18 protein-coding genes are annotated in these 20942 nt (G+C 40.4%); 10 read left to right on the top strand and 8 right to left on the bottom strand.

Annotated elements, in window-relative coordinates; translation table 11 throughout:
* Window positions 1-166 precede the first annotated feature (166 nt).
* The 3 genes from F944_RS09645 (at window position 167) to rpmE (ending at window position 4146) form a co-directional block, all read left to right on the top strand.
* A complete protein-coding gene (locus F944_RS09645) occupies window positions 167-2356 on the top strand; it encodes an AmpG family muropeptide MFS transporter (protein WP_010588761.1) in 2190 nt (729 codons plus the stop codon).
* A 336-nt stretch (window positions 2357-2692) separates the two neighbouring features.
* A complete protein-coding gene (locus F944_RS09640; RefSeq protein ID WP_004989886.1) occupies window positions 2693-3691 on the top strand; it encodes a bile acid:sodium symporter family protein in 999 nt (332 codons plus the stop codon).
* Window positions 3692-3921: 230 nt separating this feature from the next.
* Complete coding sequence (rpmE, locus tag F944_RS09635) at window positions 3922-4146, top strand: 50S ribosomal protein L31 (RefSeq protein WP_004989885.1); 225 nt, start codon at window positions 3922-3924, stop codon at window positions 4144-4146.
* Between the two features lie 192 nt (window positions 4147-4338).
* Here rpmE and F944_RS09630 read toward each other — a convergent pair whose 3' ends face one another.
* From F944_RS09630 to F944_RS09605, 6 genes are all read right to left on the bottom strand, one after another.
* Window positions 4339-5262 carry a CysB family HTH-type transcriptional regulator gene (locus F944_RS09630; protein WP_004989883.1) on the bottom strand — a complete coding sequence of 308 codons (924 nt, stop codon included), beginning with the start codon at window positions 5260-5262 and terminating at the stop codon, window positions 4339-4341.
* A 47-nt stretch (window positions 5263-5309) separates the two neighbouring features.
* Entirely contained in the window at window positions 5310-6371 is a 1062-nt protein-coding gene (locus tag F944_RS09625) for a sulfate/molybdate ABC transporter ATP-binding protein (RefSeq protein ID WP_004989881.1), read from the bottom strand.
* A gap of 10 nt (window positions 6372-6381) precedes the next feature.
* A complete protein-coding gene (cysW, locus tag F944_RS09620; RefSeq protein ID WP_004989878.1) occupies window positions 6382-7272 on the bottom strand; it encodes a sulfate ABC transporter permease subunit CysW in 891 nt (296 codons plus the stop codon).
* Window positions 7269-8102, bottom strand: coding sequence for a sulfate ABC transporter permease subunit CysT (cysT, locus tag F944_RS09615; protein ID WP_004989876.1), 834 nt, complete (start codon window positions 8100-8102; stop codon window positions 7269-7271). Before cysT ends, cysW begins: the two co-directional genes overlap by 4 nt.
* Before the next feature lie 64 nt (window positions 8103-8166).
* Window positions 8167-8772 (bottom strand): alpha/beta hydrolase, encoded by a 606-nt coding sequence (locus F944_RS09610; RefSeq protein WP_004989873.1) that lies wholly within the window; start codon window positions 8770-8772, stop codon window positions 8167-8169.
* Window positions 8773-8797: 25 nt separating this feature from the next.
* Window positions 8798-9799, bottom strand: a complete 1002-nt coding sequence (locus tag F944_RS09605) for a sulfate ABC transporter substrate-binding protein (protein ID WP_004989870.1) — start codon at window positions 9797-9799, stop codon at window positions 8798-8800.
* Between the two features lie 165 nt (window positions 9800-9964).
* Between F944_RS09605 and pabC the strand changes: the two genes are divergently transcribed.
* The 3 genes from pabC to tmk are packed head-to-tail and all read left to right on the top strand — an operon-like array spanning window position 9965 to window position 12511.
* A complete protein-coding gene (gene pabC / locus F944_RS09600) occupies window positions 9965-10777 on the top strand; it encodes an aminodeoxychorismate lyase (protein WP_004989862.1) in 813 nt (270 codons plus the stop codon).
* Between the two features lies 1 nt (window position 10778).
* Window positions 10779-11861, top strand: coding sequence for an endolytic transglycosylase MltG (gene mltG / locus F944_RS09595; RefSeq protein ID WP_004989861.1), 1083 nt, complete (start codon window positions 10779-10781; stop codon window positions 11859-11861).
* 50 nt (window positions 11862-11911) lie between these two features.
* Entirely contained in the window at window positions 11912-12511 is a 600-nt protein-coding gene (gene tmk / locus F944_RS09590) for a dTMP kinase (RefSeq protein WP_004989857.1), read from the top strand.
* Between the two features lie 69 nt (window positions 12512-12580).
* Here tmk and nadB read toward each other — a convergent pair whose 3' ends face one another.
* The gene (gene nadB, locus F944_RS09585) at window positions 12581-14215 is read right to left on the bottom strand and encodes an L-aspartate oxidase (protein ID WP_005003677.1); all 1635 of its coding nucleotides are present in this window, start codon (window positions 14213-14215) and stop codon (window positions 12581-12583) included.
* Window positions 14216-14478: 263 nt separating this feature from the next.
* Here nadB and F944_RS09580 point away from each other — a divergent pair, with 263 nt between their 5' ends.
* Window positions 14479-15861, top strand: coding sequence for a DegQ family serine endoprotease (locus F944_RS09580; RefSeq protein ID WP_004989852.1), 1383 nt, complete (start codon window positions 14479-14481; stop codon window positions 15859-15861).
* Between the two features lie 166 nt (window positions 15862-16027).
* Here F944_RS09580 and F944_RS09575 read toward each other — a convergent pair whose 3' ends face one another.
* A complete protein-coding gene (locus F944_RS09575) occupies window positions 16028-17455 on the bottom strand; it encodes a glutamine synthetase family protein (RefSeq protein ID WP_010588760.1) in 1428 nt (475 codons plus the stop codon).
* A 101-nt stretch (window positions 17456-17556) separates the two neighbouring features.
* Here F944_RS09575 and F944_RS09570 point away from each other — a divergent pair, with 101 nt between their 5' ends.
* The 3 genes from F944_RS09570 (at window position 17557) to lepB (ending at window position 20940) form a co-directional block, all read left to right on the top strand.
* Window positions 17557-18006 (top strand): acyl-CoA thioesterase, encoded by a 450-nt coding sequence (locus tag F944_RS09570; protein WP_010588759.1) that lies wholly within the window; start codon window positions 17557-17559, stop codon window positions 18004-18006.
* A 225-nt stretch (window positions 18007-18231) separates the two neighbouring features.
* Window positions 18232-20049 (top strand): translation elongation factor 4, encoded by a 1818-nt coding sequence (gene lepA, locus F944_RS09565; RefSeq protein ID WP_004989846.1) that lies wholly within the window; start codon window positions 18232-18234, stop codon window positions 20047-20049.
* A 63-nt stretch (window positions 20050-20112) separates the two neighbouring features.
* A complete protein-coding gene (gene lepB, locus F944_RS09560; protein ID WP_004989844.1) occupies window positions 20113-20940 on the top strand; it encodes a signal peptidase I in 828 nt (275 codons plus the stop codon).
* The last annotated feature ends 2 nt before the right edge of the window (window positions 20941-20942 follow it).

Raw genomic sequence — 20942 nt, 5'->3', positions numbered from 1 at the left:
AGGTGAAATCCAAAAAATAAACTAGAGGTAAGATTTAAAGGTATACAGGTTTAGGGCAAAATATCAAGCTTCACAGCATTTTTTCTCAATTTAAATGACAAGCTTTTCACAAACAATATTGAAAGCTTGGACATAACACGATTGAATAGGCTGTTTTATAAAATCTTTGGAAAATAATAACCGAATGACCACACAAACTACTGGATGGAAAGCTGCTTTTACAGCCTTTCTTGATCGCCGTGCTCTGATTATGTTGTTTTTGGGATTTTCTGCGGGTATTCCAATTCTGCTGATTTTCTCAAGCTTATCCTTATGGTTAGGGGAGGCAGGAATTGATAAAAGTGCCGTGACTTTTTTTAGTTGGGCTGCACTAGGTTACTCTTTTAAGTTTGTGTGGGCCCCCTTGATTGATGAACTGCCAGTCCCATTTTTAACTAAAATATTAGGTCGCCGTCGTGCATGGTTGCTGATTGCACAGCTACTCATTATCGTGGCGATTTGTATCATGGCTTTTTCTGATCCATCGCTCGGTCAAAGTTATTTGATTCAGATGGCGGTAGGAGCGGTGTTGCTTGGTTTTTCCGCAGCGACACAGGATATCGTGATTGATGCATATCGGATTGAGCTTGCTGAAACGCAAATGCAGACAGTTTTAGCATCGACCTATAACGCAGGTTATCGCATTGGCATGATCGTGGCAGGTGCAGGGGCTTTGTTTTTAGCTGCTTATCTTGGAACATCCAAAGGTAACTATATCTATGAAGCCTGGAAATATACCTATTTAACCATGGCAGCCGTGATGCTGGTGGGTATCATTACCACGCTTGTGGTGCGCGAACCACAGGTCAATCGCGTATATAAAACCTATAAACGTAGTGATTATTATCGTTTGGTGTTTGTATTTTTTGTGGCAGTGGCAACTTTTGTTGTGACTTATATTTATTCAGGCAAAGTTACCGATCTACTCGCAAGTGCTGCCAATGTTACGGATACCGCTGCTTTATTTGGTTTGGAAGCTTTACGCTTTTTAACGGCTGCTGCCTGTGCTTTATTGATTGGTTATTTACTGGTGCATGCTGGTGTGGTGAACAAGCAAATGGCCTTGGAAACATGGGTCGCGCCCGTACTGGATTTCTTTAAACGTTATGGGGTCAAACTGGCATTAGTGCTGTTACTTTTAATTGGTTTTTATCGAATTTCGGACATTATTGCGGGTGTCATTTCCAATGTTTTTTATCAGGACTTGAATTTTAGTAAAGAACAAATTGCGGAAGCCGTGAAAGTTTATGGCGTTATTTTTAGTCTGATTGGTGGTTTTCTAGGCGGTTTACTTGCCCAGCGCATGAATATTATGAAGCTGATGTTCGTCGGTGCGGTACTCGCTAGTTCGACCAATCTGATTTTTATTGGTTTGGTGAAATCGGGTCAGCCTTTGGCAGATGTCCAGATTCAGGTTGGATCGCATCAGTACACGGCACATCCTGATGAAGTCGGTTACTTTAAGCTTTCGATTCCAAATCAAGCTTTATTAGAGAGTCAGCATATCGCTGTTCAAAGTCAGTTTGCACAGGGTCAGTCAGATTCAGCGTCTGTCGATTTACCTTATTTAACGGCTAAGGTGGGTCAGCCACAAATTCAGATTTTACCGATCACCAGTGATAATCAATTATCAGCAGAAGAACTTAAACAAAGTGTGGTGGTCAAAGGTCAAGTTTCTGGACTCAATGCCAGTCAGTTAAGTACAGATCAACCGATTGTGTTCAAGCTAGATGGAAAAAGCTTTAAGGCAAAACTTGATTCCACAGGTACTTTTAGTGGGATTATCGATCAGCAAGCCTTAAAAAACTCAGCAACTAAACTGATTTCTGTAGAAGCAATTTCACCTCAAGGTCAGGCTTTGATTCATAGTCAACGTCATTATTCTTTACTTGATTCAAGTCAGTCACGCACTTTGGATATTGATCTCGATCCAATCGCGCCAGTTCAGTTGGATTCAAAAGCAAGTACAGAACTAAAAGGCAAGGTCATTAAGCCATATAGCTCGCAGTGGCTTTATTTTGCGATTATTGTGGATAATATGGCTTCAGGACTTGCAGGTGCAGCATTCATTGCATTTTTATCTAGTTTGACCAGTGTTTCGTTTACTGCTGTTCAATATGCAATTTTTAGCTCGTTGATGACTTTAACCCCTAAATTATTAGGAGGTTATTCGGGGACGATTGTGACCCATATCGGTTATCCAAAATTTTTCCTCATGACCACGTTGATTGGAATTCCGATTTTAATTTTAGTGGTATGGGTAGCCAAGCTGTTGAGAGAGCACCAAACGCTTGAATCAGAAAAGATAAGCCCATAAGGCTCAGGGTTTTTATGTGAGTTAATTTAAATCTAAAGGAATAGATGTCTTTCATCATTGTTTAACCCTCTTTATTTTTCTCCCATAGGCAGAAATAAAAGGAACTGATGGAAGAAGTCTGATGGATTAACTTAAAGTTTAAAGTGTCCAATTAGATTGAAAATGCATATAATTACCCATTGTATATCTTTGATTTAAAAGTTAAGTTTTTAAATAAATACTGAACATTTCATTTGAAAACTGGTTTTATCAAGTTAGCTCGGTAACATGAATATTTACTTACTGGTAAATTTCATTTATCGGGCTTTGTTATAAATGACTTAGGGATGTCATGCGATGTTGAAATTACTGGCGTTTGATCGTTTTACCATTTTATTGATTCTGATGGTGATTCTGGCAAGTATTATTCCTGTATCGGGACATGCCGCCAGTATTTTTGAAATGGTGACCAATGTTGCGATTGCCATTTTATTTTTTTTACATGGCGCGAAACTGTCAAGAGAAGCCATAGTCGAAGGGGTCATGCACTGGCGACTGCATTTACTGGTTTTTGCTTTTACCTTTGTGCTATTTCCAATTCTGGGCTTGATGGCTAAACCGTTTTTACTGCCGATATTGGGACAAGAGCTTTACTGGGGCTTTTTGTTTATGTGTTTTTTACCATCGACGGTTCAGTCTTCGATTGCATTTACTTCAGTCGCTAAAGGCAATGTTGCAGCCGCAGTATGCAGTGCTTCATTTTCAAATTTGATCGGTATGTTCATCACTCCTGTATTGGTCAGTTTTTTTATTTTTGGTCAGTCGAAACATAACTACGATCCAACTACATCGATCATACAGATCACGTTGTTATTATTGGTTCCCTTTATTTTGGGGCAAGTGCTTCGCTCGTGGATCTTTCCATACATGAAAAAAGTGCCGGGCCTTGTAAAGGCGTTTGATCAGGGCACCATTTTGATGGTGGTGTATGGCGCTTTTAGTAGTGCTGTGGTCGCGGGTTTATGGCATCAGGTGAACTTACTTACCTTGTTCTATTTGGTATTGGCGTGTTCAATTTTACTCACCATTATTATGCTTTTAGGATTATTTGTACCTGTTTGGCTGGGTTTTAATCGAGCAGATCAAATTACGATTTTCTTCTGTGGATCGAAAAAAACATTGGCCAGTGGCGTACCGATGGCACAAATTCTTTTTAGCGGACAGCCTTTGGGTATGATTGTTTTACCTATTATGATCTTTCATCAGATTCAGTTAATGGTGTGTGGGGTGATTGCAAATTACTGGTCGAAAAAACATGAGCCAGTCGTATCAAAAGACAAAACGGCACTGGAATAATTCGCTATCTGATATTTTTTAGCGTATAATCATGCCCACTTGTTGTGCTTAGCTCTGACGGATTCGTCTCGGTGGGCCAAGAGAAATGGTCTGTTGTGGTGTTGATCTGCTGCGTTGTCTATTTTTAGTTGACCAGCCTTTCCTTGATTTATAATTCATTTGAATTGAAAGTTGAGAGTGATCAATTGCGATAACAGCTTAAGCCTTTCTTCAATTAGGAGTCATCGACCATGCGCGCCGATATTCACCCAAAATACGAAACATTAGTTGCAACTTGCTCTTGCGGTAACGTGATTGAAACTCGTTCTGCTTTAGGTAAAGAAACTCTTTATCTTGACGTATGTTCAGCTTGCCACCCATTCTATACTGGTAAACAGAAGAATGTAGACACTGGTGGTCGTATCGACAAATTCAAACAACGTTTTGCTGGTATGTCACGTTCTATCAAACGTTAATACGAGAAAATCTAAAACCAAGTATTTATCTGGTTTTAGTTCTCACAAAAAGAACCGCAATTTGCGGTTCTTTTTTTATGTCATTTTTAGCTCATAACCATAGATTTCTTTCATCCGTCTTTTCTATTTCTGCTTAAGAGAGAAAAATAAAAAGGTTTTAAATCATGATGAAAGAAATCTTATCATATTTGATTATTCGTCTGGATAGGCCACTTTTTTCAATGCCTTGATATCTGCTTCAGGTGAGCACAGCGAAATAAACTCATACCCGTAGCCACGCAGCAAATGACCTTTACGTACAGCAATCCATGTGGTGTTTAATCCAAAAATATCTGTTTTAATTTGTTTCAAACGATAATCCCGCTCGCGGTCATAGGCGACATCATTGACAATACCAACGCCCATGCCAAGCTCAACATAGGTTTTGATGACATCTGCATCCAGTGCTGACATGACTAGATCAACATCAATTCCTGCATCTTCAAAAGCTTTGTCGATTTTGGAGCGACCTGTAAATCCACCATGATAGGTAATAATTGGAAAGTTAGCTAAAGCTTCCAGTGAAATTTTTGTTTCATGAGCAAGTGGATGATTTTGGGGAACAATAATACTGTGTTCCCATTGGTAATAAGGCACACTGGCTAGATTTTCCTCGGTAGTCAAAGATTCCGTTGCAATGCCAATATCAGCTTCGCCTTGCAGCAGCATTTCAGAAATTTCTGTCGGACTCGCTTGTTGTAAAACTAAATGTACTTTTGGAAAAAGTTTTTTAAATTGATTTACAATGGGCGGAAGCACATAACGTGCCTGAGTATGCGTGGTGGCAATCGTCAACGTACCTTCATCGACTTTATTAAAATCATCGGCCAGACGTTTAATATTTTCAGCATCGACCAGCATTCTTTCTACTATACCCAATAGTGACTGACCGGGTTCGGTTAAACCCAGTAAACGCTTACCTTTGCGAATGAAAAGCTGAACACCCAGTTCATCCTCTAAATCCTTAATATGCTTACTCACCCCTGATTGCGAGGTGTAAAGCGCTGCCGAAGCTTCGGTCAAATTAAAGTTTTGACGAACCGTTTCTCGTATGATTCTTAATTGTTGAAAATTCATAATCTTTTATCTCTCTTTTGAGGATGCATCGCATCCCCAAATTGAATCTAGGCGACTTGATCGGCAAATAAATGAAGCTGTGACGCACTCACCCAAACACTTTGATTGGGTCTAAATTGATGCTGTCTTGCTTCTTCTGGGCTTAATGCAATTTCAATCAGACGACCTTGACGATCCTGTAATTCAGCAATCACTTTTCCTGCAATCCAAATTTCACGTACAAAAATAGCTTCAATACTATTTTCATGTGGTTGGGCATGAATATGTAACTCATCTGGACGGGCAAAAGCAATGACTTTACCTTGAGGCGCATGAGCAGTTACAGGCAGAATGATTTTATTTTCACCAATATGCACAGTGCCATTGTGATGTTCAGCATCGAAACGATTCGCTTGACCCAAAAAGTCAAATACAAATGGTGTCGAAGGTTTTTCATAAACTTCGCGAGGTGAGCCAATTTGTTCAACATTGCCCTTATTCATGACAATAATTTGATCAGCCACCTCAAGTGCTTCTTCCTGATCATGGGTCACGAAAATGGAGGTGATATGCAGTTCATCATGTAATGTTCTTAACCAGCGGCGTAACTCTTTGCGTACTTTGGCATCGAGTGCACCGAAAGGTTCATCCAAAAGTAAGACACGCGGTTCAACAGCAAGAGCACGGGCAAGGGCAATACGCTGACGCTGACCACCAGAAAGTTGTGCAGGATAACGATCTGCCAGAAAACCAAGCTGAACTAGATCCAGTAGACGAGTGACACGTTTTTTGATTTCAGCTTCATTTGGACGAGTAGTGCGTGGGCGAACCCGTAAACCAAAAGCAATATTGTCAAATACAGTCATATGGCGAAACAGAGCATAATGCTGAAATACAAAGCCGACTTGACGTTCGCGCACGTGTACGTTGGTGGCATCATTGCCTTCCAGTAAAACTTGTCCTGAATCTGCGGATTCTAAACCTGCAATAATGCGTAACAACGTTGTTTTTCCACAACCAGATGGTCCAAGTAATGCAACCAGTTGTCCTTCTGGAAAATCCAGAGAAATATCTTTGAGTGCGTGGAATGCACCAAAGTGTTTTTCAATATTTTTAACTTGAATACTCATTGATCATTCCTCAAGAAACTGCTGAATCATTTCGGTTGTTTTGTTTTTCCTGACGTATTTCCACCCATGTTTTTAAAATCAGGGTAATAATCGCCAAAAATGCCAGTAGAGATGCCACAGCAAATGCGGCACTGTAGGTATATTCGTTGTATAGAATTTCTACATGTAAGGGTAAGGTATTGGTTTCTCCACGAATATGTCCTGAAACCACGGATACTGCACCAAACTCACCCATAGCACGGGCATTACACAAAATCACACCGTAAAGCAGTCCCCATTTAATATTGGGTAAAGTCACTTTTCTGAATGTTTGCCAACCTGAAGCACCCAGTACAATGGCTGCTTCTTCTTCTTCTGTGCCTTGTGCTTCCATGAGTGGAATTAGCTCACGCGCGACAAAAGGGACAGTAATAAACACAGTCGCAAGGACAATCGCAGGTACGGCATACAGAATTTTAATATCATGATCCATTAACCACGGGCCAAACCAACCTTGCATACCGAAGATCAGTACCAACATCAAACCTGCAATGACAGGTGAAACTGAAAATGGTAAATCGATCAGGGTGGTTAAAATGGATTTACCACGGAATTGAAATTTAGCAACAGCCCAAGCCGCTGCAACTCCAAACACGACATTTAAAGGCACAGCAATTGCGGCAGTGAGTAAAGTTAATTTTACAGCCGATAACGTATCCGGATTAATCAGGGCATTAAAATAGACATTGATCCCTTGTCGGAAAGCTTCTACAAAGACCAAAATTAATGGCAGGATCAGACAGCTTAAAAAAAAGATCAAGGCGATAGTTAAAAGGGTATAACGCACCCAAGTCGGTTCACGGGTCGAATCGCGTGATTGCAATTTTATTGCCAGTGCATTGCTGCTGGTCACTAAGCTCATTTTACAGTTCTCCCGGTACGACGACTTGCCCACGCCTGAATCAGATTAATCAGCAATAAGATAACAAATGAAATGACTAACATGACGACTGCAATTGTGGTCGCAGCGGGGTAGTCATATTCTTCAAGTCGAGAAATAATCATTAAGGGAGCAATTTCAGTTTTAAACGGTTGATTACCTGCAATGAAAATCACTGAGCCGTATTCACCTACACCGCGAGCAAAGGCTAAGGCAAAACCAGTAAGCAATGCTGGCAGTAAGATCGGAAAAATAATTCTACTGACAATTTGCCAACGGTTGGCACCCAATGCAGAAGCGGCTTCTTCCAATTCAGTTTCAATGTCAGCAAGCACAGGTTGCACGGTACGTACTACAAACGGAATGCCAATAAAAATCAGGGCGATAGTAATCCCGATGGAGGTATAAGCCACTTGAATACCAAGCGGTGTAAGATACTGACCAATCCAGCCATTAGGGGCATATAAAGAAGTCAGGGCAATACCTGCCACGGCAGTAGGCAATGCAAATGGTAAATCGACCAGAGCATCGATGAAACGTTTCCCTGGGAAGGTATAACGCACCAGACACCACGCCAGTAAAGAACCAAAGACGACATTGATTAATGCTGCAATAAGAGCAGTACCAAAACTCAGCTGCAAAGACTTAAGGATTCGCTCTGAACTCAATATTTCTAGTAAACCATCCCAGCCAACACCAAAGGATTTAAAAAAGACGGCTGAAAGCGGAATAAGAACAATGAGTGATAAATACGCTAGGGTAAAACCTAGTGAAAGACCAAATCCTGGCAGCACTCGGGATCGCTGCGACATGAGAACTCCTAAAAGAGTACACCTGCCAAATAGCAGGCAAATTTAAAAAAAGATAAAACTAAAGCTAGATGGCAAATTTGAACGATGAATATCGATCACGATATGGCATGATTCGCTGTGGCTGTTTTTCCTGAAGGATATAATCAAAAATTTCTGGGAAAGGCCCAAAACCTGAAGCCACATTGATGTGACCCACTTGCCCAAGATTGACAGGTTTAACTTGCCAAGCCTGAGCCAGACGCATGGCATCATCAAAGTGTAGCCATGGGTCGTTTTCACTGATGATGAGTTGGGTTGGTACATCAATCTTTAACTGATGAAAATAATTGGCATAATCATACGCACTGTTGCGGGCAAATCCTGCTTCTCCAAAACGTGCAGGATTGGCAGGTGCAACTAAGGTTAAATGTTTAACTTTTTTTCGCAGATCAGCATGTTCAGCCAAGGCTGCAACGCTGGTCAAACAACCAAAACTATGCGCCACGATTTGAATCGGTTGATCAATAAACTGAACAGTTGCAAGGAGTTGCTCCACCCATTCAGTTAACACTGGGTGATTCCAGTCTTTTTGTTGGACGCGAGAGCAGTTGATCAATTCACGTTGTAACCATGATTGCCAGTGTTGAAATTCACTTCCTCCAACACCCGGTACAATGACTGTATGTAACATGTTGCTGCTCCCGATCACAGGTTGATTATTTGGCGTTATTTTCTTTGACGAGTTGGTCAAATACGCCGCCATTATCAAAATGTTGTTTTTGTACTTTGGTCCAGCCACCAAACTCTTTGTCAATTGTTACCAGTTTCAATGGCTTAAAGGTGCTGCTATAGCGTTTGAGTATGTCTGCATTGCGTGGGCGATAGAAATTTTTCGCCGCAATATCCTGTCCTTTTGGTGAATACAGGAAATTCAGATAGGCTTTGGCCAGATTTTCATTGCCATCTTTTTTCACATTTTTTTCTACAATCGCAACGGGTGGTTCAGCCAAAATCGAAAGAGATGGGGTGATGATGTCAAATTTGCCCGGTTGTTCACGCTGTGCTAAGTAGGCTTCGTTTTCCCAAGCCAGTAATACATCGCCAATACCACGTTCAGCAAAAGTTGTGGTTGCACCACGTGCGCCAGAGTCTAACACTTTAGTTTGTTTATAAATCTGACGTACAAATTCACGTGCTTTAGCATCGGAACCATATTGATGCTTTGCCCACGCCCATGCTGCTAAATAGTTCCAGCGCGCGCCACCTGAGGTTTTTGGATTTGGCGTGATAATTTCAACACCCGGTTTGACAATATCGCCCCAATCTTTAATGCCTTTTGGATTGCCTTTGCGGACAAGAAAAACGATAGTCGAGGTATAAGGGGTGGAGTTTTGTGGAAATTTCTTTTGCCAGTCCGCAGGTAATAATTTTGCTTTTTCAGCAATTTCATCAATATCTGCGGCCAAAGCTAAAGTCACGACATCTGCTTGTAGACCATCGATCACCGCACGAGCTTGTTTACCCGAACCGCCATGTGATTGTTTAAAATTGACATCCTGACCAGTACGCTGTTTCCAGTACGCGCCAAATTCTTTGTTAAAATTTTCATAAAGTTCACGTGTTGGATCATATGAAACGTTTAAAAAATCTGTTGCTGCAAAAGACGAAACTGAAACCAATGCAGCCAGAATCCCCACCTTTAATTGTGCTAAACGCATGTTTTTTTCCTCAAATATATCGAAATGTTTTGAACATGCGTGCAGCATACTGCGAGTTGTTATCCATAAAAAATAATAAAAAATGAATTTTATATGAATAAAAAAGAAATAGAAAAAGCTTATGTGTTTTTAAACTAAGCTGAGAAATCAACGGGATGTTTGGCGATGTGGTGTTTTAAGAATGCAGAACAAGTGGAAGCATTGGATTTACAAGATCGGGCATTTCATTATGGAGATGGATGCTTTACTACAGCGCGTATTTATCAAGGAAAGTTTGAGCTCAAAGCACGGCATCTATTGCGTTTAAAAAATAGCTGTGAATATTTATATCTCAAGGCTGATCTATCACTGATCGAAAAAAGTTTAGCGAAATTGCAAAGTCAATTGGATGTTTTAAATGGCACGCTTAAAATCATCATTAGTCGTGGTGTAGGGCAGCGCGGTTATAGTCTGCCAGAACAACATGCTGATGTGTACGTCTGGTTTTATCCGCAAACGCACACCGAATTTGCTCCTCAATTCATACAAACAGGGGTGTTAAATCAGGTGATAGGGATGAGCATGCCGCATTTGGTCGGGATAAAAACATTGAATCGGCTAGAACAGGTGTTACTGAAACAGGAAGCAGATCAACAACAATGGATAGAAGCTTTGGTAACAGATGTACAAGGGATGATTGTTGAAGGCGTGAGCAGTAATTGCTTTATTTATTTAAAAGATACATGGATTACACCCGAACTTCGTTATAATGGCGTGCACGGTGTGATGCGCGCTGAGATTTTATCCCGAATGGAAAAACTCAATGTGCCTGTCGCTCATGGTTTTATCGATATGGATGAGATTGCAAATATTCAGGCACTGTTTTTTTGTAATGCACTAAGTCCGATGAAAGCCGTGACCCATTTAGATGGAAAACCTTTAGATGCTCAAATTTGTGTAGATCTTTTTCATACACTTCAACTGAACCAGATTCACTGATATGTCAAAACCTTCAAATAAGCCTAAAGCAAAAAACAAGAAAAAACCGCCAAACAAAATCGGTTTTTTTGCGAGAAATAGAAAATGGCTGGTAGCATTTTGCATTGTAGCCATTGTGATATTTGGTTTGCTATGGATGAATCTATTTAAGGCTTATCCTGTAAAAGGTAAAAAAGAATTACTGGTGGTAGCTAACGGTGATACTTATTCACATTTTATTGAGCGTCTGGCAAAAGAAAATCAAGTTTCGGTTCCTTTGATTCCCAAGATTTATCAGAAATTTTTTATACATGACACCATGAAAGCAGGGGTGTATGAAGTCCCTCAAGGCATGAGTATTCGCCAAGTTTTAGTGATGCTATCCAATGCTGAAAATGCTCAAATGATTCGGGTTCAAGTGATTGAAGGAACGACCTTTAAGCAATTGATTGCAAATCTAAAAAAAGATCCGTATGTGACCAAGACAGTTGTTAATTTACCTGAACAACAAATTGCAACAGAATTGGATTTGCCTTACTCGCATCCTGAAGGTTTATTTGCACCGAATACTTATTTCTTTTCAAAAGGTGAAAGCGATAAAAAAATTCTGACCGATTTATATCATTATCAAATGAAAGCCTTAGATCAGGCATGGCAAAATCGTGCGGCAGATTTACCTTATCAAAATAAATATGAAGCCTTGATTATGGCGTCCATTATTGAAAAAGAAACCAGTCTGGACAGTGAGCTTGAGCAAGTGTCTGGAGTATTTGTACGCCGTTTAAAACTCGGTATGCGCTTGCAGACTGACCCCACTGTGATTTATGGCATGGGCGATAAATATCAGGGCAAAATTAGCCGACAGGATTTGCGTACCCCAACCGCTTATAATACTTATACGATGTCTGGTTTACCGCCCACCCCGATTGCTATGCCGAGTAAAAAAGCGATTGAAGCGGCGATGCATCCTGACCAATCCAAAAATATTTACTTTGTTGCGACAGGTAATGGTGGACACAAGTTCAGTGAAACTTTGCAGCAACATAATCAGGCAGTTCAGGATTATTTGTCCGTGCTAAGATCAAAAACGGATACCCAGAATTAGAACCCAAACATTTGTAACCCAAGCTCGTATCCAAAAACGACGGAGAAATTATGTTCATTAGCTTTGAAGGCACGGAAGGTGTGGGAAAAACCACGCTCATTCGAAAGATTCATGAGCATTTTGAAAGACAAGGTGAGCAAATTGTACTGACCCGTGAACCAGGTGGTACGCCTTTGGCTGAAAGAGTGCGTGATTTGCTGCTCGCGGTGAATCATGAAGAAAAAATGGCACATGATACAGAGCTTTTATTGATTTATGCAGCGCGCGCACAGCATTTAGAACAAGTGATTGTTCCCGCATTAAATGCAGGTAAAACAGTGCTCAGTGATCGTTTTACCGATGCCAGTTATGCATACCAATGTGCGGGACGTGGTTTAAGCAAAGAAAAACTGAAGATTTTAAATCAAACTTTTGTCTCGCAAATGCCAGATATTACGTTTTGGTTAGATGCGCCTATTGAACTTGGCATGTCACGTGCGCGTGAACGTGGTGCTTTAGATCGTTTTGAACAGGAAAAAGTCGAATTTTTTCAGCGTGTGCGTGAAGGCTATCAACAGTTACATCAGTTATATCCAGAACGGGTAAAACGTCTCGATGCAACTCAATCGCCTGAATTGGTTTTTGAGCAAGCATTAAGTCATCTACAATAAATCATTTCGATATAAAAAAACGCGCGAAAAGCATAAAGCTTTCGTGCGTTTTTTATTGAGATTCTGAACTTAAACTACATTCACTAAAGGTTGTTCCACTTCAAAACTTGGCGGAGTTAGTACCGTTTTGCGTAGCTCTGTTCCGAGTTCAGGATAATCTAGAGTGTAGTGCAAACCGCGAGATTCTTTACGTTGCATAGCGCATCGTACAATCATTTCTGAAACAAGCACTAAATTTCGCAGTTCAATCAGATTTTTACTGACCCGATAATCCTGATAATATTCAGTGATTTCTCGCTTTAACATTTCGATGCGGTGTAGGGCACGTTCAAGACGTTTAGTGGTGCGCACGATCCCCACATAGTTCCACATGGTCGAACGCAATTCATCCCAGTTTTGTAAAATCACAACGTCTTCATCTGCATCTGTAACCTGAGATTCATCCCAAGTAGGAACATCAGGCCATTTAAAATTGGAATCAAATTTGTTTTGAATATCCTGCGCAGCACTCATGCCATAGACAAAACATTCAAGTAATGAGTTACTGGCCATACGGTTAGCGCCGTGCAAACCTGTATAAGAGGTTTCACCGATGGCATATAAGCCTTCAATATCTGTCTGGCTATGTTCATCTACCACCACACCACCGCAGGTATAATGTGCTGCTGGAACCACTGGAATCATATCTTTGGTGATATCAATGCCCAGTTCAAGTAAGCGGGTATAAAGTGTTGGAAAATGCTCCTGAATAAACTCCGCAGGTTTATGGGTGATATCCAGCCAGACATGGCGAATCCCCAAGCGTTTAATTTCATGGTCAATCGTTCGGGCTACAATATCTCGCGGTGCGAGTTCAGCGCGCTCATCAAAACGTAGCATAAAACGTTCACCATCTGGTAAGCGTAAATATGCACCTTCACCCCGCATGGCTTCTGTAATTAAAAAAGATCGCGCCTGCGGATGATATAAACAGGTCGGATGGAATTGATTAAATTCCATGTTCGCCACGCGACAACCAGCACGATAAGCCATGGCAATCCCATCACCTGTGGCAATATCAGGATTTGAGGTATAAAGATAAGCTTTCATTGCACCACCACAGGCGAGTGCGGTAAATGGAGCTAAAAAGGTATGCACTTTTTCGGTTTTTTCGTCGAGCACATACAGTCCAATAGCACGATTACTTTGATCTTTTCGTCCTAGTTTATGTAATGTAATGACATCAATCGCGATGTAATTTTCAAAAATAGTCAGATTTTTTTGTTCTTTGGCACGTTGTACCAATGTGGTAGAAATTGCTTTGCCTGTTGCATCTGCTGCATGAATAATTCGGCGCTGTGAATGTCCGCCTTCACGTGTGAGATGAAGCTGATCTTCTTCATCAAGGGTAAATTCAACACCATGATTTAACAGAAAATCAACCGATGATCGACCACCTTCAACTGTTTGTTTAACTGCATCAAGTTCACATAAATGTGCACCTGCAATCATCGTGTCATCAATATGCTGTTGAATAGAATCAGTTTCATCTAGTACCGCTGCAACACCGCCTTGTGCATAAAAAGTACTGGCTTCAGTCAGGGAGGATTTCGCTAAAACCGCAATGTTGTAATGACTTGGTAATGACAAAGCAAGGCTTAACCCAGCGCCGCCACTCCCCACAATGATCACATCAAAATGATGAGTTGTGTTTGAATCAGACATGTCCATCAGCTAATTTACAAAAAGTTTGCTAATAACACGCTTTTTTTTAAGAAAAGGCAAGACTCTATATGCTTAAATCTAAGTCGAATTTTCAATAAACTTTCAGTTTTTAAAAATTTGAATGATCAAAATAGAGAAAATTTAATGGAATAATCGCAATTTTTTTATTCTGGAAATAATAAACATATTATTACGGAAATATAGAAAAAGTTGTGCTAAAACAATTGGGTCTAACCTAAAACTAGTGTGTGAGTTCGTGTTACATGAATAGTCGCTCTTTACAAAATGGAATGTATGCTATGGTTTTTACCATGGCGGCTGTACAAGCGGATGCTGCAACCCCTGTTGATTTTTCAAGTCTGGTCGAGCAAGCCAGCCCAGCAGTGGTCAGTGTCAATGTTGTAAAAAAAATGACTCAGGAAGAGTTGTTACAGCAACAAGTGCCCGAGATTTTACGTCGTTTTTTTGGTAATCAAGTCGTCATTCCACAACAACAGGCTCCACAAGAAAAAGTAGGATACGGGAGTGCCTTTTTTATTAGTAAGGATGGATATCTACTTACCAATCATCACGTCGTTGAAGATGCTTCACGTATTACCGTGACCTTGCAGGATCGACGTGAAATTGATGCAAAAGTGATTGGAAGTGATGAGCGTACTGACGTGGCATTACTTAAAGTCGATGGAACTAATTATCCTTCCTTGAAAATAGGCAATGTTGATCAATTGAAAGTGGGTGAGCCTGTGCTTGCCATTGGTTCACCATTTGGTTTTGATTATTCTGCTTCAGCAGGTATTGTCAGTGCCAAATCACGAAATATGCAGGGTGAAACCTCAGTTCCATTCATTCAAACCGATGTGGCTTTAAATCCGGGTAACTCAGGCGGCCCATTATTTAACCAACGCGGTGAAGTCGTCGGTGTGAATTCTCGTATTTTTAGTGGTACGGGAGGATATATGGGCTTATCATTTTCCATTCCGATTGATGTGGCGATGGATGTGGTACAACAGCTTAAAACTACAGGAAAAGTCACACGTTCGTATTTAGGCGTAATGTTACAGGATATCGATCGTAATCTAGCTGATGCCTATAACTTACCGCGACCAGAAGGTTCGCTCATCAATCAGGTTGCCCCAGATTCACCAGCTGCCAAAGCGGGATTAAAAGCGGGTGATATCATTATGAAATATAATGGTTCCCCAATTTCACGCACCTCAGATTTATTAAACTATTTGAATCGCACCATGCCAAAACAGACGATTCAGTTAGAAATACTGCGTGATGGCAAACCTCGTAATATTTCTGCGACTTTAACCACTGCGCCAGATGATACGCCAGCAACCTCAGAGCGTGCGACGCAACAAAATGGTCCAGTATTAGGAATGGCAATTCGAAACCTGACAGCAGCTGAACAATCACGTCTGGATGTTCGTGGCGGTATTTTGGTTGAAGATGTGACACGTGGCGGCTTGGCTGCGCAGTCCAATATTATTTCAGGTGATGTGATTACTCAAATTAATAATACCAGTATTTTAAATACAGGTGATTTTAGTAAAGCTGTTGCTGCGTTACCTAAAAATACAGTGGTACGAGTCTCTATTATTCGTCAGGGACAACGTGCGATGTTGGGCTTGAGAATTAAATAATCATTAGGCTGCTTTGATAAGTGTTTTTTATTTCTCTATGTGGGAGAAATAAAAAAGTATCTAAACAATAAAGCATCTAAATAATGATGAAATATTTTATTTTCATCTTAAAAAAAATCCCTTTACAATATAAACCTGTAAAGGGTTTTTTTTAAATTGAAAGTAATTAAATATCCCAATTTTTTTCAGATAAAGTCATCTTATTATAAATACACTGATGCTCCGCTAATTTTAATGTATGCCACAGTTCACAAAAATCTTTGCCTAATGTTTTTTGAATAAATGACTGATGTTTAAATTGATTAAGTGCATCTAGCTGATTATGTGGTAGAAAAATATGATCATCTGGATATTTTAATAAGTGGGATGGTTTTTTTATTTCTAAGCTATGGTTAAGACCGTAAAGGAGTCCTGTAAGAATGATTGCAACAGTTAAATAAGGATTGCAATCTGCACCTGCGACCCGATATTCAAAACGCTGATTTTGTTGATCAGAACAGGGCAAACGTATGGCGACATTACGGTTATTAACATTCCAGTTTGCTTCAAGCGGCACGTGTTGTCCGATTTGAAAGCGACGGTAGGAATTAATATTTGGTGCAAGAATCGCCATAGATGCTGGCATAAGTTCAATCAACCCCGTTATCACTTTTAACAACGTTGGAGAGGGTTGATGAAGGTCATGTGAACTAAAATAATTATTTAAAAGTGAATTGCATAAACTCACATGAAAGTGCATGCCGCTCCCTGCTTGGTTCAGGTCTGGTTTGGCTAGAAAACTGGCGTGGAGATGATGGCGTTTGGCGACTTGCTTAACGATACGTTTCAGCGACATTACTTGATCACAGATCTTTAAAACATCGGCACTGTGTGGAATATTTATTTCATATTGACCTGCGGCTGACTCTGAAACAATCGAAACAATTTGAATGCCTTGCAAATTGGCAATATGTTCTATTTCATCGAGTAGAGCTTGATAATCATCGGGTGCGTTCATATCAAAGCATTGACTGGCAAAAGTATATCCATCAGCTTTTGCATCTGATGGGTATAAATAAAACTCAAGTTCCGCTGAAATGACGGGAAAGTAATCTTGTTCATTACATTCTGTCAAAAGTTTGCTTAAGATATTACGAGGTTCATAACCACATGCAGTCCCGTCTTGTTCTCGCATCGTCAAATAAACCTGAGCATTTGATTCAGGCTGAATGGGACAAGGCTTTAAACTTCCCAAGATGGGAAGACATAAATAATCAGGTTCACCGATATATTTACCTAGTCCAGTTTCTTCAACGACTTTTCCATCTAAATCCATCGCATAAATTGAAAGTGGGAAGTAACAACCCTTGTGAAGCTGTTTTAGCATCTGAATATCAATTCTTTTTCCGCGAATATGTCCATTTAAATCATGTAAAATAATATCAACATGTTGAGTGTTTGGATTTTTTTCTAAATATAGTTGGACTTCATCTTCAAAGTTAAGTTTGTCTGTAGGATTTATTGCTTTAGAAATAAAATTGGATTTAGGTTTAAATGGATTGTTTTTATAAAACATATCATCCGCATGTTGTTTTGAAATATTCAGGCTACTCATCATAAAAACCTAGGCTGGGATCGTGTATAAAATCCTAGATGAATCAGATTGGGAAGTAACGTAAAATGTGCGTAACTTTTTATATAAATAGCTTTTGGCAAATGAGTGCAATTTTTGATTTAAAATTAACGGTAAATCCTGAGCATATTGATCAATTGGGGCATGTGAACAATGTCAGATATGTCCAGTGGATGCAGGATGTCGCAACAGCACATATCGAGCGATTAGGCTTGGGTCTCAAACAATATTTGGAAATGAATCATGCTATGGTGGCTGTAGAACACCACGTACAGTATCGAAAAGCTGCTTTTGAAGGAGAGGAAATCATACTACGTACATGGCTAGATGCGATTGATAGTTTGTATTTATCCCGACAGTACGTGTTTTATCGTCCTAAAGATCAAAGTGTCTTATTTGTTGGAAAAACTAAATGGGCTTGTGTTGAAATTAGTACAGGTCGGCCAAAACGGATGTCACCCACCTTTACCCAAACCTACCAACCTTTAGCTCAGGAAGTCAATCCGATCGATTTTACCGTGAATTATGACTAAGCAAATGGATTCATTTGCCTTTGCTTCAGTCTTTTCAAAGGGTTTCATCAATACTCAGAGCGCATTTTGTGAGGATTACATGAATAGTTTTAAAAGCAGAATGATCGCACTATATTTTTAATCTGGGGTTGCTTATACTGTGCAGCAATTTAGGACAGTCCTTTTACATCTTGCATACTGTATGAAGTATTGCATTTAGAGATGTACTTTTTTTCAGAGTAATCTATGGCGTCGGCTAAAAAATCCGTTGATATCAAAAATATTCGTAACTTTTCGATCATTGCTCACATCGATCACGGCAAGTCAACTTTGGCTGACCGTTTTATTCAGATGTGTGGTGGTTTACAAGACCGTGAAATGCAGGCTCAGGTCTTGGATTCAATGGAGCTTGAACGCGAACGTGGGATTACCATTAAAGCGGCATCGGTCACACTGTATTATACGCATCCAAATGGTCAGGAATATCAACTGAACTTCATTGATACACCAGGGCACGTTGACTTTTCTTATGAAGTTTCTCGCTCACTTGCTGCTTGTGAAGGTGCATTATTGGTCGTCGATGCTGCGCAGGGTGTAGAAGCACAGTCAGTTGCAAACTGTTATACCGCGATTGAGCAGGGATTAGAAGTTCTTCCCATTTTAAACAAAATTGATTTACCACAGGCTGAACCTGAACGCGTCATTCATGAAATTGAAGAAATCATCGGGATTGAAGCGACGGATGCACCCACCTGCTCTGCAAAAACAGGTTTGGGCGTAGAAGGGGTACTTGAACGTTTAGTCGATGTGATCCCGCCTCCAGAAGGTGATCGTGAAGCACCTTTACAAGCCTTGATTATCGACTCATGGTTCGATAACTATCTGGGCGTTGTGTCTTTGGTACGGATCAAGCAAGGACGTATTCGTAAAGGCGACAAAATGTTGGTCAAATCCACAGGTCAGGTCCATCCTGTAACTTCTGTGGGGGTGTTTAATCCGAAACATACCGAAACAGATATCCTTGAAGCGGGTGAAGTTGGTTTCGTGATTGCGGGGATTAAAGATATTTTTGGTGCGCCAGTGGGTGACACCATCACTTTATCTTCAACACCTGAAGTTGCGACTTTACCAGGTTTTAAAAAGGTTAAACCACAGGTGTACGCAGGCTTATTTCCGATTGATTCCAGTGATTTTGAACCATTCCGAGAAGCATTACAAAAACTACAAATTAATGATTCTGCTTTGTTCTTTGAACCTGAAAGTTCAGATGCGCTTGGTTTTGGCTTCCGTTGCGGCTTCTTGGGTATGCTGCACATGGAAATCGTACAAGAACGTTTAGAGCGTGAGTATGATCTAGATCTGATTAGCTCTGCACCTACGGTGGTATATGAAGCTGTAACTAAAAAAGGCGATACCATCTATATCGACAGCCCATCTAAAATGCCAGATGGGAGTTTGGTTGAAGATTTGCGTGAACCGATTGCAGAATGTCATATTCTTGTTCCTCAGGAATATCTGGGCAATGTCATGACCTTGTGTATCGAACGTCGTGGTGTGCAAAAGGATATGAAATTTTTAGGCAATCAGGTTTCAGTGACTTTTGAAATTCCGATGGCAGAAGTGGTGATGGATTTCTTTGATAAATTGAAATCGTGTTCGCGTGGTTTTGCATCGTTGGATTATAACTTTGTGCGTTTTGAAAGTTCATCTCTGGTTAAGGTTGATGTATTAATTAATGGTGAAAAGGTCGATGCTTTGGCCATGATCTGTCACCGTCAGGATGCGCGTCATCGTGGTATTGCACTGGTTGAAAAGATGAAAGATCTGATTCCACGTCAAATGTTTGATGTGGCGATTCAGGCGGCGATCGGTGCGCAGGTGATTGCTCGCTCTACTGTTAAAGCGATGCGTAAAAACGTCTTGGCGAAATGTTATGGTGGTGACGTATCGCGTAAGAAGAAATTACTTGCGAAACAAAAAGAAGGTAAGAAACGCATGAAACAGGTGGGTAGTGTTGAAATCCCACAAGAAGCGTTCTTAGCTGTATTAAAAGTCGATAGATAAGATGAGGTAAAGCATTGCTTTATCTTGCCGAAAAACGAGCAGCTGAGCTGCGAGTGAGGTTTTGTGGATTTTGATTTTAATTTGATTCTCGTTCCAGTCACGCTGTTATTTTTTATCGTATGGTTACTCGATAAATTGGTGCTTAAACAGCGCGCAACGAAAGGACGTGAAAATGAAAATTTTCTGATCACATGGGCATATGACTTTTGGCCTGTGCTGGCGGTGGTACTCATTTTGCGCTCTTTTTTGTACGAGCCATTTAATATCCCTTCGGATTCGATGGTACCAACACTAGAAACAGGTGATTTCATCTTAGTTAACAAATTTGACTATGGTGTGCGTTTGCCGATCATCAATAAGAAAATTATTGATGTCGGAGAGCCTGAACGTGGTGATGTCATTGTATTCCGTTATCCACCACAACCAACGATTAGTTATATTAAACGTGTGGTCGGTTTACCAGGCGATCATATTGTCTATGATCACGGTGAGTTGACGATTAACGGTCAAAAAGTACCAAAAGTTGCGACCGAATTTCATCGTGAAAAAGATATTTTGGATACACCAACCTCGATTTATCACAAAGAAACCTTGGGAACTCACACCCATCTAATGCGTGAACTTGAAGGGGTGAATATTGCTCGTCAAGCGCCGTTCATCAATTATATAGAAAATGGTAAATATTCGAATCAAGATGGTTTATATTGGGAAGTGACTGTTCCAAAAGGGCATTATTTTGCGATGGGCGATAATCGAGACCAAAGTGCAGATAGCCGTTTTTGGGGATTCGTTCCTGAGGAAAACTTAACAGGTCGAGCTTTTTATATCTGGATGCATAAAGAGCCAGGCTTTAAGATTCCATCGTTCAGTCGAAATGGGAAAATTGACTAAAA

The organism is Acinetobacter ursingii DSM 16037 = CIP 107286 (genome assembly GCF_000368825.1).
Taxonomy (GTDB): domain Bacteria; phylum Pseudomonadota; class Gammaproteobacteria; order Pseudomonadales; family Moraxellaceae; genus Acinetobacter; species Acinetobacter ursingii.
Note: the sequence above shows the minus strand (reverse complement) of the source record. Positions and strands in the feature narration are given on the sequence as shown.